The sequence below is a fragment of the Cryobacterium sp. TMT3-29-2 genome (assembly GCF_004564305.1).
GTDB classification, from domain to species: Bacteria; Actinomycetota; Actinomycetes; order Actinomycetales; family Microbacteriaceae; genus Cryobacterium; species Cryobacterium sinapicolor.
Window position 1 is genome coordinate 34,766 of sequence record NZ_SOGK01000051.1, and the last position, 14,424, is coordinate 49,189.

At 66.3% G+C, this 14,424-nt stretch carries 13 protein-coding genes; 9 read left to right on the plus strand and 4 right to left on the minus strand.

Annotation, left to right across the window (positions count from 1 at the left end):
* Positions 1 to 58: 58 nt before the first annotated feature.
* The 5 genes from E3O67_RS06435 to E3O67_RS06455 all read left to right on the plus strand — a co-directional run bounded on the left by E3O67_RS06435 (position 59) and on the right by E3O67_RS06455 (position 4,852).
* On the plus strand, positions 59 to 874 hold the full coding sequence (locus E3O67_RS06435) for a 3-hydroxyacyl-CoA dehydrogenase family protein (protein ID WP_241982038.1): 816 nt from the start codon (positions 59 to 61) through the stop codon (positions 872 to 874).
* A complete protein-coding gene (gene paaZ, locus E3O67_RS06440) occupies positions 871 to 2,940 on the plus strand; it encodes a phenylacetic acid degradation bifunctional protein PaaZ (RefSeq protein ID WP_135102278.1) in 2,070 nt (689 codons plus the stop codon). The genes E3O67_RS06435 and paaZ overlap by 4 nt, the downstream gene beginning before the upstream one ends.
* A 398-nt stretch (positions 2,941 to 3,338) precedes the next feature.
* On the plus strand, positions 3,339 to 3,521 hold the full coding sequence (locus E3O67_RS06445) for a hypothetical protein (protein WP_198417190.1): 183 nt from the start codon (positions 3,339 to 3,341) through the stop codon (positions 3,519 to 3,521).
* 132 nt (positions 3,522 to 3,653) lie between these two features.
* Positions 3,654 to 4,283, plus strand: a complete 630-nt coding sequence (locus E3O67_RS06450) for a hypothetical protein (RefSeq protein ID WP_135102279.1) — start codon at positions 3,654 to 3,656, stop codon at positions 4,281 to 4,283.
* Between the two features lie 122 nt (positions 4,284 to 4,405).
* Positions 4,406 to 4,852, plus strand: a complete 447-nt coding sequence (locus tag E3O67_RS06455; protein ID WP_135102280.1) for a VOC family protein — start codon at positions 4,406 to 4,408, stop codon at positions 4,850 to 4,852.
* A gap of 342 nt (positions 4,853 to 5,194) precedes the next feature.
* On the opposite strand, the gene E3O67_RS06460 is transcribed toward E3O67_RS06455, so the two are convergent.
* Positions 5,195 to 7,267 (minus strand): glucose PTS transporter subunit IIA, encoded by a 2,073-nt coding sequence (locus tag E3O67_RS06460; RefSeq protein WP_135102281.1) that lies wholly within the window; start codon positions 7,265 to 7,267, stop codon positions 5,195 to 5,197.
* Positions 7,268 to 7,488: 221 nt separating this feature from the next.
* Here E3O67_RS06460 and E3O67_RS06465 point away from each other — a divergent pair, with 221 nt between their 5' ends.
* Entirely contained in the window at positions 7,489 to 8,151 is a 663-nt protein-coding gene (locus tag E3O67_RS06465; protein ID WP_135102282.1) for a GNAT family N-acetyltransferase, read from the plus strand.
* A gap of 121 nt (positions 8,152 to 8,272) precedes the next feature.
* On the opposite strand, the gene E3O67_RS06470 is transcribed toward E3O67_RS06465, so the two are convergent.
* Entirely contained in the window at positions 8,273 to 9,142 is an 870-nt protein-coding gene (locus E3O67_RS06470; protein ID WP_370260267.1) for a zinc-binding dehydrogenase, read from the minus strand.
* Positions 9,067 to 9,342: a hypothetical protein gene (locus tag E3O67_RS17195; protein WP_198418959.1), complete on the minus strand. Its 276-nt coding sequence runs from the start codon at positions 9,340 to 9,342 to the stop codon at positions 9,067 to 9,069. The genes E3O67_RS06470 and E3O67_RS17195 overlap by 76 nt, the downstream gene beginning before the upstream one ends.
* Before the next feature lie 335 nt (positions 9,343 to 9,677).
* Between E3O67_RS17195 and E3O67_RS06475 the strand changes: the two genes are divergently transcribed.
* Entirely contained in the window at positions 9,678 to 10,175 is a 498-nt protein-coding gene (locus tag E3O67_RS06475) for an SUMF1/EgtB/PvdO family nonheme iron enzyme (protein WP_241982030.1), read from the plus strand.
* Here the strand turns inward: E3O67_RS06475 and E3O67_RS06480 are convergent.
* Positions 10,123 to 11,475, minus strand: coding sequence for an MFS transporter (locus E3O67_RS06480; RefSeq protein ID WP_135102284.1), 1,353 nt, complete (start codon positions 11,473 to 11,475; stop codon positions 10,123 to 10,125). The two genes, E3O67_RS06475 and E3O67_RS06480, sit on opposite strands and share 53 nt — an antisense overlap.
* 187 nt (positions 11,476 to 11,662) lie before the next feature.
* Between E3O67_RS06480 and E3O67_RS06485 the strand changes: the two genes are divergently transcribed.
* Both E3O67_RS06485 and E3O67_RS06490 read left to right on the plus strand, forming a co-directional pair.
* On the plus strand, positions 11,663 to 13,885 hold the full coding sequence (locus E3O67_RS06485) for a malate synthase G (protein WP_135102285.1): 2,223 nt from the start codon (positions 11,663 to 11,665) through the stop codon (positions 13,883 to 13,885).
* Positions 13,886 to 13,942: 57 nt separating this feature from the next.
* Positions 13,943 to 14,347, plus strand: coding sequence for a VOC family protein (locus E3O67_RS06490; RefSeq protein ID WP_134430458.1), 405 nt, complete (start codon positions 13,943 to 13,945; stop codon positions 14,345 to 14,347).
* The last annotated feature ends 77 nt before the right edge of the window (positions 14,348 to 14,424 follow it).

The window sequence follows — 14,424 nt, forward strand, 5'->3', positions numbered from 1 at the left end:
GACCCAGCCCGTCTCCGAGCAGGTGCCCGCCCAGGTCGGCGTGCTCGGCGGCGGCCGCATGGGCGCCGGCATCGCCCACGCATTCCTGATGGCTGGCGCCCACGTCACCGTCGTCGAGCAGGGAGACGCCGCGGCAGCCGCCGCTCGCGACCGGGTTCTGGCGGCCGTCGACAAGTCCCTCGGTCGCGGCAGCGTGACCGCGAGCCGTGCCGAGCTCAGCGACCGGCTGACCGTGGCAACGGATGCCGCCGCGTTCGCCGGCTCCGGCCTCGTCGTCGAGGCCGTTCCCGAGAACGTGGCGCTGAAGACGCAGGCGCTCCGCTTGGTGGAGGCGCACCTCGCCCCTACAGCCTGGCTGGCGTCCAACACCTCTTCGCTGTCGATCACCGATCTGGCCGAGGCGCTGGACCGCCCGGGCCGGTTCATCGGACTGCACTTCTTCAACCCGGTGCCGGTCTCGACCCTGATCGAGGTCGTCACCGGGGAGCGCACCGACCCTGAACTCGCCCGGCTCGCCCGGTCGTGGGTGTCGGCGCTCGGGAAGACGCCCATCCTGGTGCGGGACTCGCCCGGGTTCGCCAGTTCCCGCCTCGGCGTCGCGATCGCGCTCGAGGCGATCCGCATGGTCGAGGAGGGCGTCGCCAGTCCCGAGGACATCGACACGGCCATGGTGCTCGGCTACAAGCATCCGGTCGGGCCTCTCCGCACCACCGACATCGTCGGTCTCGACGTTCGCCTCGGCATAGCCGAGCACCTGCACGACACCCTCGGCGACCGGTTCACCCCGCCGCAACTGCTGCGCGACCTCGTCGCGCGCGGTGACCTCGGACGCAAGAGCGGCCGCGGCTTCTTCGATTGGAAGGACGCATCATGACACTCCTCAGCAATGGCACCAGCACTGACACGAGCTCTGACACGGTCGTTCCCAGCTACGTCCTCGACTCCTGGTGGACCCCGGGTGCCGACGCGCGCACCCAGCGCGTCCTCGACGCGAGCACCGGCGTCGAGGTCGCCCGGGTCAGCAGCGACGGACTCGACCTGGCCGCCGTGGTCGAACACGCCCGCACGATCGGTCAGGCTTCGCTGGGCGAACTGACCTTCCATCAGCGCGCCATCCTGCTGAAGCAGCTGGGACAGTACTTGGGCGGGGTCAAAGAGGAGCTCTATGAGCTCTCCGCCCGCACCGGCGCCACCCGCTACGACTCGATGGTCGACATCGACGGCGGCATCGGCGTTCTGTTCACGCTGTCCTCCAAAGGCCGGCGCGAGATGCCCAACAGCCAGGTCTACATCGACGGCGACGTCGAGGCGCTGTCCCGGGACGGCTCCTTCAGCGGTCAGCACATCTACACCCGCATCCCCGGCGTCGCCTGCCAGATCAACGCCTTCAACTTCCCGGTCTGGGGCATGCTCGAGAAGCTGGCCCCGGCGTTCATCGCCGGCGTGCCGACGATCGTGAAGCCCGCGACCCCCACCGGCTACCTGACCGAGGCGGTCGTGCGCCACATTCTGGCGTCCGGCATCCTGCCCGCCGGGTCCCTGCAGCTGATCTCCGGCAGCGCCCGCGACCTGATCGACCACCTCGACTACCGGGACCTGGTGGCGTTCACCGGGTCGGCCGGCACCGCCCGCTCCCTCAAGGCCCACCCGAACGTGGTCGAGGGCGGCGTGCGCTTCACCAGCGAGACCGACTCGCTCAACGCCGCGATTCTGGGCCCAGACGCTTCGGCCGGTACGGCCGAGTTCGACGCCTACGTCGCCTCCGTGGTGGCCGAGATGACCAGCAAGGCCGGCCAGAAGTGCACGAGCATCCGCCGGCTGATCGTGCCGGCGGGTCGTCGCGACCAGGTGGTCGCGGCCGTGTCCGAACGGATGGTCCGCCGCGTCACCATCGGCGACCCACGCGCCGAGGGGGTCACCATGGGGCCCCTCGCCAGCACCGGGCAGCGCGACGAGGTGCTCGCCAGCGTCGCCCGGCTGGTCGACGGCGGCGGACGCATCGTGATGGGCTCGGTCGACGCCCCGGCCGGAACCGACCCGGAAGGCGCCTTCGTGGCCCCCATCCTGCTGGCCTTCCACGACCCGGAGAGCCCGGCCGTGCACGAGATCGAAGCCTTCGGCCCAGTGGCCTCCATCATCGAATACACCGATCTGGACCACGCCGTCGCGCTGGCCGCGCGCGGCGGCGGCTCACTGGTGACGACGGTGGCCACCCACCACCCGGATGTCGCGCGCACGCTTGTGCTTGGGATCGCCGCGCACCACGGCCGGGTGCTGATGCTCGACCGGGTCGACGCGCGCAGCAGCACGGGCCACGGCTCTCCCGTTCCGCACCTCGTGCACGGCGGACCCGGGCGGGCCGGCGGTAGCGAGGAACTCGGCGGCATCCGTTCGGTGCTGCACCACATGCAGCGCACGGCGATCCAGGGCTCGCCCGACATGCTGACCGCCATCACGGGGGAGTGGCACACCGGCGCCGCGGTGCGCACGGGCATCCACCCGTTCCGTAAGTCCCTGGCCGAGTTACGGGTGGGCGACCAGACGCAGGGCGGGCCGCGCGTGGTCACCCTGGCTGACATCACGGCGTTCGCCGAGGCCACCGGTGACAAGTTCTACGCGCACACCGACGCCGAGGCGGCCGCGGCGAACCCGTTCTTCCCCGGGATCGTCGCGCACGGCTACCTGCTGGTGTCCTGGGCGGCCGGGCTGTTCGTGGACGCGGCTCCCGGGCCGGTGCTCGCGAACTCTGGACTGGAAAAGCTGCGGTTCGTCACCCCGGTGTCGCCCGGTGACAGCATCCGGGTCACCCTGACGGCCAAGCGGATCACCCCGCGGGAGACCGACGAGTACGGCGAGGTCTGCTGGGACGCCGTGCTGCACAACCAGAACGATGAGATCGTCGCCACCTACGACGTTCTCACCCTGGTCGCCAAGGAGTAACCCCCGCGCGCCCGAGCCGAGTTCGCTCGTTCTGGGCGTCGTCGTCGCACCAACTCGACGGAAATTCTCGGGAAGAAGCCGGTTTTTGAGCCATTCTGGTCCATCTCCCTCTGCGTCAAGCTGGTTCGCCCTGCGGGGCGCGTAGCGGGTGCCGGACCGCACAAGCGCGGCTGTGGTTCCGGCGCGTGTGGTGGCTAACTCAGGAGATCCGTCCGGCCGCACCGGGTATCCGCGCCGGTTCCGCACTGGTCCGTGACGGCCGGACAGCCCGGGCGACGGATGTCCTGAGTTGGCCACACGCACGGCCTCGGTCCACGCCGTATCCCTGTCCCACACCGAACTGGACAGTCGGTCGCTGATGCTCGTGCGCATCGCGGCACTCGCCGGTCGAGGCCCCGATGATGTCCTATCTGGTGCACATCGGGCCGGCCGAGGAAGCAGGTCTGACCGTCGACGACGTCGAGGACGTGCTCGTCGCCGTGGCCCCGATCATCGGCACTCCGCGCACCGCGGCCGCCGTGGGGAAGATCGCCGAGGCCCTCGGTCTGGCGATCCAGTTGACCTCGGAAGACACCGAATAGACCAGAGCGACTAGCCATAGCGGTGGTCACGCGGTAAAGGTAGCTACAGGAACACCGGTCCAGGGTGTCCGGCCCGTCTCACCCTCGGGGAGCGGGCCGGATGCTGATAGCCACCGAAATGAGAGAGTCCCCATGACGAAATCGGCCAGCCAACAGCACCTTCGCGCCCTGATCGGCCTCCTCGCCGCGGCCGCTCTTCTCACTGGGTGCGCCCAGTCGGAGCCGTCGGCGTCACCCATGCCATCCGCCACGTCGTCGGAGGCTGCCACCGGCTCGCCGGCCACCGGCACGCCGCCCACTGAGGAGCAGACCGCCTGGGCCGGTGACGTCTGCTCGTCAACGTCCACCCTGAAGACAGACGTGCAGGGCCTGGTGTCGACAGTCGCCGCGGGCGGCGATGATGTCTCGGCCCGGCTGAACACCCAGATGGAGACGATCAAGGATTCGGCGGCCGCCCTCGCGGCCACGATCAAGGCCGTGCCGAGGGGCAGTGAAGATGATCCCGAGGTGTCCGCCGTCAGGCAATCATCGGATAACCTCGGCTCGGCGATCTCCGACCTCGAGGCGAGCGTCGCCTCGGTGGAAGGCGCCACCGGCACGGGCCTGGTTGTGGCCCTCGGGTCGGTCGCCGGCGATGCCGGCGCGTCCCTGACGGCGCTCGCTTCCACGGTGACGGCGATCGGTGCGGCCGCCGCTGACGGCACGAGCACGGTCGGTCAGGCCTTCGACGCCGCACCGGAGTGCAGTTCCCTCACCCGGTAGGCCTCCGTTCCGCGACCTGTCAGCGCCCGTGCGGTGGTCGAGCGTGTCACGACCCGGCGCTGCGCCCGTCCGGTGGACGAGCCTGTCCAGACCCGGTGACCCCGGCATGACAGCATGAGTGCATGACAACGGGAACAGATCCAGCGCTGGTGCCGGAACTTCTGGTGCGGAATCTCGCCGACAGCATCGCGTTTTGGTGCGACCTGTGTGGATTCACGATTCGCTACGACCGTCCGGATGACGGCTTCGCGTACATCACACGGGGATCCGCGCACGTGATGCTGGAACAGGCGGGCACCGGTAGGAACTGGATCACGGCGCCACTCGAGACCCCATACGGCCGCGGAGTGAACTTCCAGGTGGCCGTGTCCGACGTCGATTCGATCCTGTCGGCATTGCGAGCGGCCGGCGACTCTCTGTTCATGCAGCCCGAGTCGAAGTGGTACCGCGTCGACGACGAGGAAGTCGGTGTGCGTCAGTTCCTGGTCACCGATCCGGACGGCTACCTGATTCGGTTTCAAAGCCCGCTCGGGCGACGACCTCTCGCCGGGGAACCGCCCGTTCGTTGACCACGGGAACGTCGATTCCGTCGAAGGGCTCACCGATCACCGGCTGTTCCAAGGCCTGTTGGGTTCTGGCGCTCAGAACGGATGTCCAGTGCAGGTCCGCGGGCTCGTCAGCCGCCGTTACGGCACGTGCAACGATCGGACTCCGCCACTCCGTAAAGCGCGTTCACGATGTGCTGGCCACAACCGTCCCAAGTTGCCATCGTGCAGTGTGAACACGTGATCAGCACAGGGTGATCCTCTTTGCTGATCTATCTAATCGATGAGAACATACCCCCTGGAGTATAAGTGCACGCAGAAAAAAGGTGGGCAGAGAATCTCTGCCCACCTTTTGACTTGGGTGTCCTACTTGGCGGTGACCGTGATCAGAGGGCTTCCGACCTCTACCTGGCCAGACGCCGCCTGGTCGACCGATCCGAACTTCTTGGGGTTCGTCACGAGCACCGGGGTGACCAGCGAGTAGCCGGCATCCTCGATCACCTTGCGGTCGAAGGTCACCAGGGGAGTGCCTGCCTCCACCCGGTCGCCCGCGGCCACCTTGACCTCGAAGCCCTTGCCCGCGAGGTTCACGGTGTCGATGCCCACGTGAATGAGCATTTCAACACCGTTGTCGAGGCGCAGACCGAAGGCGTGGCCGGTCGCCTGAGCGACTAGCACCTTGCCGGCTCCAGGTGCGTACACGGTGTCCTCGGTCGGATCGATTCCGACGCCGAGCCCGACAATTCCCTTGCTGAACACGGGGTCCGGCACGTCGGCGAGCGGAACGACGATGCCGGCGACGGGTGAGCCGATCGTGGCCAGAACCGTCGCGGTTGCGGTCGACGTTGCGGTCGCGACTGCGGTCGCTGTTCCCGTGCCCGTGCCCGTGCTTGACGCACCGGCAACGCCCGGCGCCGCGATGTCAGAGGCAGGTGCTGCCTCGTCGCTCACAGCGGTTTCGGCGGAGAGAGCCGCGGCGAATTCCGCCTTCTGCTCGGGCGTCTTGTAGCCGGAGAGGATCACGAGGATCATCGCGGTGAAGAACGACGCGGCGACAGCGCCCGCGTACAGCGGGATGTTGTCGAACGCGGGGATGGTCAACAGCGAGGTGAAGACGAAGGCGCTGGTCTTCACGCCGCCGCCGAGGCCGATGATGACGCCACCGACGAGGCAGCCCACGAGCATCCGTGGGTAGATGCGCTTGAACCGCAGGTGGATGCCGTACAGCGACGGTTCAGAGATACCACCCAGGAGGCCGGCCGCGAGTGCACCCGTCGCCGTCTGCTTCATCAGGCGGTCCTTTTCGCGGATCGACAGGAACAGCACGCCGGCGGTCGCGCCGAAGCACGCGAAGTTCCAGGCGCCCATGGGGCCCTGGATGAAGTCATAGCCGAGGGACTGGATGTTGAGCAGCATGATCGCGTTCAGCGGCCAGTGCAGGCCGAGAGGAACCATGAACGGGTAGGCGAGCGGGATGACGACCGCGAAGATGAACGGCGAGAAGTCGTTGATCGACTTCAGGAAGTTACCAAGACCGGCACCGCCGTACACGCCCATCGGACCGATCAGGAAGGCGGTCAGCGGGATCATGATGAGCATGCTGAGGAACGGCACGAAGATCAGCTGAACGCTGGACGGAATGATCTTCTTCAGGTACTTCGTCAGCAGGCCGAGGACGACCGCCATGAGCAGCGGCGGGAACACCTGGGAGCTGTAGTCGGTGACGGTCAGCGGCAGCCCGAAGATCTGCACGACTGCTGCCTTGCCGCCGAAGACGGTCTCTGCTCCGTCGGTGAGTCCCAGCGCGTTGAAGCCGGGGAGCATGACGACGGCCATGATGCCGAAGCCGACCCAGGGGTCAGCGCCGAGCCGCTTGGAGGCGTTGTAGGCGACCATCAAAGGCAGGAAGACGAAAACGCCCTGCCACATCAGGTTGATGAATGCCCAGGACGGGTCGAGGGTGACGCCCGGTGCGTTCCATGAGGGGATGACCCCAAGGGTCGCCATCAGGGCCATGAACGTGATGAACAAGGATGCTCCGAGGAGCGCCCCAAGGATCGGGCGGAAGGAGTCGGACAGCACCTCGAAGAACGTGTCCAGCCCGGAGAACTTCCCGCGCGGGCCCTTCGAACGTTCCGCGGCCTTGACCTCGTCGATGCTGTCACCGGTGTGGTGGTCGCCCGCGTGCTTCTTCATCGCGGGCAGCGCCATAATGTCGTTGTAGACGGTCTCTACCGCTCCGCCAATGACGATCTGGTACCGATCGCCGGACTGCGGAACGGCGCCGAGAACCAAAGGCAACGCCTCGACGGCTGCCTGGTCGATCCCCGATGCATCCTTTAACGTGAAGCGCAGCCGGGTGGCACAGTGGGTGAGGCCGACGACGTTTTCGGCCCCTCCGATACTTTCAATAATGTCTGCAGCGGGTTTCGATGCCACCTTGGACTCCTTCTGGTGTTGATGCGGAACGTGATATTTCCGCTTGTTACAGCGCAGCGCGAAACGCGTTGGCCGGCCGATGAACGTACTTGTCTAAACGTATCGTTAGCAATGATAACGGTTTATCGGCCCACTCCCGAGCACCGGGTCCTCGCCGGTGTCAGTGGACCGGATTGTGTCGCAGCCGGATCAGCCGCCGATGGCGCACCTAGATTGGTCACATGTCCAAACCGATTGACGAGCTATGGCCACCCTTCGGGCTGAAAATCACCTGCGGGCCCCTGACGCTGTCTCCTGTCAGCGACGCCGACCTACCTGGGCTCGCCGCGCTCGCCCTGGCCGGTATCCATGCGCCGACGGAGATGCCGTTCTACTTCCCGTGGACCGTCGGTTCCCCTGACGAGGTGCGGTTGAGGCTCATGCAGTACCACTGGGCCCAGCGAGCTGAGATGTCGCCGACGGCTTGGACGCTCGAAACCACGGTTCGCGTCGACGGTGAAATCGTCGGTTGCCAGAGCATCTCAACCAGGGACTACCTCGTCACGAGGACCGGGGAGACGGGCTCGTGGCTCGGCATGACGCACCACGGCCGAGGGATCGGTACCGTCATGCGACAGGCTCTCTGCGCCTTCATGTTCGATCACCTGGACGCCGCCGAGGTCACCTCAGCGGCATTCGTTGACAATCCTGCCTCGCTCGCCGTGTCCAGAAAAGTCGGGTATCGGGAGAACGGGGTCGGTCGGCTGAAGAGGCGCGATGGCGAGATGGCCTTGAATCAGAGACTGGTTCTGACTGCCGGCACCCTGATCCGCGCTGAGCCCGTGGAAGTCGAAGGCGCACTCCGGCTCCGCACGTTCCTCGGCCTGACGGGGCGCGATCACTGATCAGCGCCTTTCCCTCCACAACGTGGGTCTGATCGTGTTATCCACAGGGTGTTCCGGGGTGAGCGGATGCCGCCTCGAATGTCGGTGGGTGTCCGTAGCGTGTGCGTCATGAAGCCCTCATTCATTGAAGAGCACGAGGCACTCGGGGAGTATTTCGAGGCGATCGCGGACGCCGAACGGGCCGTCGCTGCGGCGTTCGCGAGGCGGGCGGAGTTGGTCGAGGCGGCGAGGCCCGCGTTCGAGGCGGAGGTGCTGCGGGCGGCGGGCACCCTGACGGCGTCGAAGTTGAAGTGGAGGATCCGATCAACTGCACGTTATGGAGGTAGAGGCGACGGAGGTCGAATTCGATCACCGGCCCGGCCACAGCACCCGCATTCACCCAGCGACCATCGTCCCGAAGCAGCGGCATCATGGCCGAGAGTCCCGGTCCGCCGGCGATGTCGGCAACCACATCCAGTCCTGAGGGAGCGGCGGCGGCAATCTCGGTCAACAGGTCGGGGGAGTCCCGGCTGAAGATCTGGGCTGCCCCGTTCACGAGCACAGCATCTCCTTTAGACCCGCTCGTGATCGCCAGCACGCGTGCGCCTCGAGCGGCCGCCAGCTGAACGAGGGCGAGACCGACACCCCCGGCTGCCCCCGTCACGAGCACGGTCTCGCCGGCCTGCACGTGCGCCCGTTCCAGCATTCCGATCGCGGTGCCGAACGCCACTGGCAGGCACGCCAGCTGCTCGTCTGACAGCGGGGAGTCCTGCACGTCATGGGCATGCGAGGCATCCACGGCGACGTACTCTGCGAACCCACCATCGGCCTCGCTGCCCAGGTACCCCACCGGCGAAGCGTTCTCGTCATCGCAGCCGTAGAGAGCCGGATCCAGGAGCACCCGGCGACCCAACAGTTCTTCGGTCACGCCCGGACCTACTTCGACGACAACGCCGGTGATATCCCCACCCTGGATGCGAGGAAAATCAAAGGAGCCCAGCCAGCCAGCCAGCCGGCCTTCGCCGCGGGATCTTCAGGGAGCCCGTATGCTCCCTGGCGCGTCCGAATATCCGTGTTGTTGACCGCGGCCGCCGTGACTTTGACCAGTACCTGGTGGTCCCGAGGTTGAGGCCGCGGCCAATCGTGGTGCAGTTCCAGCACTTCGGGGCCACCGAATTTGGTCAGTACGGCTGCCGTCATCACGTTCTTCATCGTTCAAGAGTGCCAGTGTCTACAGGCTTTAGCGAAGCGCGCGCACGCGGAGACGACGGTTGAAACGAGGCACTTCGGATTGTCTCGATTTGCAGTGTTGGGCTCGGCGAGCGCGCTGGGTGTTGATCGGCGGTTGCGCTTGCTTGACGCACGGTGGCAGAGCAGATCCCGGCCTTCGCACAATTCCCGCCGCACCAGAAGCCGGCCGCTGTCAATTTGGATGCGGTCATGCGCCAGCTGGATGACGCTACCAATGGCGCGCTGCACTAGACGTGGGGCAGGAGACGTCGCCGCTGTCGGATGGCATGGTGTTCGTGCCCGGTGGGACTTTCCGCATGGACTCGGACGATCATTACGCGGAGGAGGCGCCCGCGCACCTGGTGACGGCCAGCGCCGTGTGGATCGACCGTCGCCAGGTCACGAACGCCGATCGTGCTGCGTTCGTGACCGCGACCGGGTACACGACCGTGGCGGAACGAGAACTGGGCCCGGCGGACTTCCCGGGCGCACCGATCGAGAATCTCGCACGGGGCTCGTTGGTGTTCGCCGGCACGCGTGGTCCCGTCGACCTGCGCGACCTCATGCAGTGGTGGACCTGGACGTCGGGGCGAGCTGGCGCTCCTCGATCAGTGACGAGGAACACTCCAGTGCTCTTTGCGGGCGTCGTCGATCGCGAACCACGCGGCATCCTCTGTCTCGGTTCTGACCAGTCGGCACAGACATCTGGACCGCCTCACGTCGACCTCGGAGTCAACGCGGCTGCCCGGTCTCGCTACTGCGTCAGTCCTCCAAAGCTTCGCCCCGCATCTCGGGGAGCCCGAGAGCGCCGATAGCCGCGACGACGAAGAACAGTGCAAAGACCGTGAACAGGAGTGCCGTCCCACCCATCTCGCGCAGAACCGGTACGGCCAGCGGAGCAACGATCGCGGCGATCCGCCCGATTCCGGCGGCCCAGCCGGCCCCGGTGGCACGGATGCGCGTGGGGTACAGCTCCGGGGTCACCGCGTAGAGCGCCCCCCAGGCGCCGAGGTTGAAGAAGGAGAGCAGCATGCCGGCAACGATCACCTGGGTGGTATTGCCGGCGAGCCCGAAAAAAGCCGCCGAGAGTGCCGAGCCGACAAGGAACACCGCGAGGGTCCTGCGCCGCCCCCAGCGCTCGATGAGGTACGCCGAAGCGGCATAGCCGGGTAGTTGCGCCACGGTGATGATCAGCGTGTAGGCAAAGGAGCGAACAAGCGAGTACCCCGACGCGACCAGGATGGTCGGAAGCCAGATGAAGGCGCCGTAGTAGGAGAAGTTCACGCAGAACCAGACCAGCCACAACGCACCCGTTCGGCGCCGCAGGCCCTGCGACCACAGCGCGGAGACGCGTGTCCGGGCACCGGAAAGCGCCGTCCTCTGAACGGTCGGTGCGGGCAGCGCAGGACCACTGGGTGCAGCGGTGACTCCGGCGGATTCTTCGAATCGTCTCACGGTCGACTCCGCCTCGGAGAGGCGGCCACGCGACTCGAGGAAGCGAACCGATTCCGGCAGCCGGAGTCGGACGACCACCGCGTAGACGGCCGGAGCGGCTCCGATGGCCAGTGCCCAGCGCCATCCGTCGTCCGACGCCGGGACGACCAGATATCCGATGACTGCGGAAACGGTCCAGCCGATGGCCCAGAACGACTCAAGGATGACGATGATGCGGCCACGAATTCGTGGCGGCGCGAACTCGCTCACGAGCGTCGAGGCGACCGGAAGTTCACCGCCGAGACCGAGCCCCACGAGGAATCGCCACGCGATGAGAACGGCGACGGTCTCGGACAACGCCGACGCTCCCGTCGCGAGTCCGTAGACGAGGAGGGTGAGTGCGAAAACCTGGCGCCGGCCGATGCAATCGGCCAACAGGCCACCCAGAACTGCCCCGATGGCCATGCCGACGAACCCAGCGGAGGCAATCCAGGAGAGTTCGACGTCGGTGGCCTGCCATTGAACGGCCAATTGTGCGAGGACGAAGGAAATCAGTCCGACATCCATCGCATCCAGAGCCCAGCCCAGCCCGGAACCCACGAGCACCTTGCGGTGCTCCCGGGTGAACGGGAGCGCATCCAATCGTTCGGATCGACTGGAACGTGCGCGAACTTCAGCCATCAGGTTCCTAATTCAGCGATTGAGACAGTGCGGTGAACTGAGGGTGAAGCGTCCGCCGGATAGATGAACACTATTGCACGCGGCCATCCCGGCGTGTACTCGTCATGGAGCTGTGGTGCCGGGTGAGAGACTGGCCAGACACAGTCGGCCGAGCGGGCGTCCCCGCGCCTGCCCAAGGAGTTCAACGATGAACACGCCCATCACAGCATCCGTCTTTGCGCCCGGCCCCGGCCGGTCCGCCCGCGTCGAGCGAGCGGGTCTCGATCTCGCCGCCTCGTTCGCCGCCTTCGTTGAGAACGAAGCGTTGCAGGGCACCGGCATTGCCGCGGACGCCTTCTGGCTGGGGCTGAGCACGCTGGTCAGTGACCTCACCCCCAGGAACACTGAGCTGCTCGGCCTCCGGGATGACCTGCAGGCCCAGATCGATGCCTTTCACCTGGATCGTCCCGGCCAGCCGGACCCGGTTGAGTACCGCGCGTTCCTGACCGAGATCGGGTATCTCAGGCCCGAACCCGGAGACTTCACGATCACCACCTCGAACGTCGATTCGGAGATCGCGTCGCAGGCTGGACCGCAGCTCGTCGTTCCGCTGCTCAACGCGCGGTTCGCTGTCAATGCGGCGAACGCCCGCTGGGGCTCGCTCTACGATGCGCTCTACGGCACCGATGCGATAGCGGATGACGACGGCGCGGCCCGCTCGGGCTCCTTCAACCCGGTGCGGGGCGCACGGGTGATCGCGCGCGGACGAGCCCTGCTCGACCAGGCCATCCCGCTTGAGAGGGGTTCGCACGCCGATGCCGTCGCCTACCGCGTCGAAAACGGTGCGCTGGTCGTGGTTCTGGGGGACGGAACATCCGCTGCTCTCGCTGAGCCCTCGGCGCTGGCCGGCTATGTGGGAGAGCCCTCGGAGCCGTCGTCGGTGCTCTTCCTCCACCACGGACTGCACCTCGACGTGATCATTGACCGGGCCGCACCCATCGGGGCCACGGACAGTGCGGGCATCCAGGACATCGTGCTCGAGTCCGCGGTGACAACGATCATGGACCTCGAAGACTCGGTTGCCGCAGTCGACGCCGACGACAAGGTGCTCGGCTACCGCAACTGGCGCGAGCTCATGCGCAGCACGCTGAGTGAGACCGTCAGGAAGGGCGCCGGCGCCTTCACGCGCACCATGAACCGCGACCGCGGCTACACGGCACCGGGCGGCGGCGCTTTGACGCTGCACGGCCGGAGCCTGCTGCTGGTTCGCAACGTCGGGCACCTGATGCAGACCGACACAGTTCGGGACGCGTCCGGTGCCGAGGTGTTCGAAGGGATTCTCGACGCGGTGATGACCGTGCTCGGTTCCTTCCCCGACCTTGTCGGCGAGGCCCGCGGTGGCAACTCACGCACCGGCTCGGTGTACATCGTCAAGCCGAAGATGCATGGCCCCGACGAGGTGGCCTTCGCAGTCGACCTGTTCGCCCGGGTGGAGCAGTTCCTCGGCCTGCCCCCACTCACCGTGAAGATGGGGATCATGGACGAAGAACGGCGCACGACGCTGAATCTCCGGGCCTGCATCGCCGTTGCCGCGGAGCGCATCGCGTTCATCAATACGGGGTTCCTCGATCGCACGGGCGACGAGATCCACACCTCCATGCACGCCGGGCCGGTGGACACCAAGAGCGCGATCCGTTCCATGCCCTTCATGGCGGCCTACGAGAATGCGAACGTCGACGCCGGCCTCGCGACGGGTTTCCCAGGCCGTGCCCAGATCGGCAAGGGCATGTGGGCCATGCCCGATCTCATGCATGACATGCTCGAGCAGAAGATCGCGCATCCCCGTTCCGGGGCGACCACCGCCTGGGTCCCGTCGCCCACAGCGGCGACGCTGCACGCCATCCACTATCACGAGGTCGACGTGGCTGCCCGTCAGCGAGAACTGACCGGGCGCACTCGCCAGGTGCTGGACCCGATTCTCGTCCTTCCACTCGCCGAGCGAGACCTCAGCGACGAGGAGCGCCTGACCGAGCTGAACAACAACGTTCAGTCGATCCTCGGCTATGTCGTTCGATGGGTCGATCAGGGAGTTGGGTGTTCCAAGGTTCCGGACATCCATGGCGTTGCACTCATGGAGGACCGGGCGACGCTGCGAATCTCCAGTCAGCTTCTCGCGAACTGGCTTACCCACGGTGTGATCAGCAGGACGGATGTCGACGCGAGCCTCGGGCGTCTGGCTGCGGTCGTCGATGCGCAGAATGCCGACGACCCGACCTACGAGGCACTGATCGGGTCGACCGGTCCCGGTCTCGCGTTCATGGCTGCACGCCGACTCATCCTTGAGGGTGCATCCTCACCCAACGGATACACCGAACCGATCCTGCACCAGGTGCGGAGGGCGAAGAAGCTTCAGGTGTCGGTGGATCGTTGAGAGCCGACCAGTGCTGGGATCTCATATCATCGGGAGAGCGTTCTATATGATGTGCGCATGACGGCGCCACAGATATATGTCACGTTCCCCGGCACAGCGCGTGAAGCACTCGGCTTCTATGCGGATGTTTTCGGTGGAGAGCTCCTCCTGCACACCTACGAGGATTTCGGTCGCAGCGACGGACCGCCACATGCCATAGCTCACGGGCTGCTCGAGGGCGTCGTCGTCCTGATGGGATCTGATGCGGCAGTAGGCGAGGGCAGCGTCCAGCTCGAAGGCGTGAGGCTTGCGTTGCTGGGCATCGCGGAACCCGACGTTCTCCGTGAGTGGTTCGACAAACTCTCTGTCGGCGGAACGGTCATTGACGACCTTTCATTAAAGCCTTGGGGGGCTTCGGATGGCCAGGTCATCGATCGTCATGGACTCCAGTGGCTGATCGGTTACGAGAATGGGCCGGAGTGACACACGGCCCCAGCGACGCAGCGACCTCCTCACCCACTGACGCCGCGGCGAGCCGGGCGTTGGCAAAACGCTGTGGA

Bases quoted from the DNA above. Each gene is read 5' to 3' on its own strand.
- E3O67_RS17195 (WP_198418959.1), bottom strand. From the start codon at position 9,342: ATGAAGAACGTGATGACGGCAGCCGTACTGACCAAATTCGGTGGCCCC.
- E3O67_RS06490 (WP_134430458.1), top strand. From the start codon at position 13,943: ATGACGGCGCCACAGATATATGTCACGTTCCCCGGCACAGCGCGTGAA.
- E3O67_RS06455 (WP_135102280.1), top strand. From the start codon at position 4,406: ATGACAACGGGAACAGATCCAGCGCTGGTGCCGGAACTTCTGGTGCGG.
- E3O67_RS06445 (WP_198417190.1), top strand. From the start codon at position 3,339: ATGATGTCCTATCTGGTGCACATCGGGCCGGCCGAGGAAGCAGGTCTG.
- E3O67_RS06485 (WP_135102285.1), top strand. From the start codon at position 11,663: ATGAACACGCCCATCACAGCATCCGTCTTTGCGCCCGGCCCCGGCCGG.
- paaZ (WP_135102278.1), top strand. From the start codon at position 871: ATGACACTCCTCAGCAATGGCACCAGCACTGACACGAGCTCTGACACG.
- E3O67_RS06480 (WP_135102284.1), bottom strand. From the start codon at position 11,475: ATGGCTGAAGTTCGCGCACGTTCCAGTCGATCCGAACGATTGGATGCG.
- E3O67_RS06475 (WP_241982030.1), top strand. From the start codon at position 9,678: ATGGACTCGGACGATCATTACGCGGAGGAGGCGCCCGCGCACCTGGTG.
- E3O67_RS06465 (WP_135102282.1), top strand. From the start codon at position 7,489: ATGTCCAAACCGATTGACGAGCTATGGCCACCCTTCGGGCTGAAAATC.
- E3O67_RS06450 (WP_135102279.1), top strand. From the start codon at position 3,654: ATGACGAAATCGGCCAGCCAACAGCACCTTCGCGCCCTGATCGGCCTC.
- E3O67_RS06435 (WP_241982038.1), top strand. From the start codon at position 59: ATGGGCGCCGGCATCGCCCACGCATTCCTGATGGCTGGCGCCCACGTC.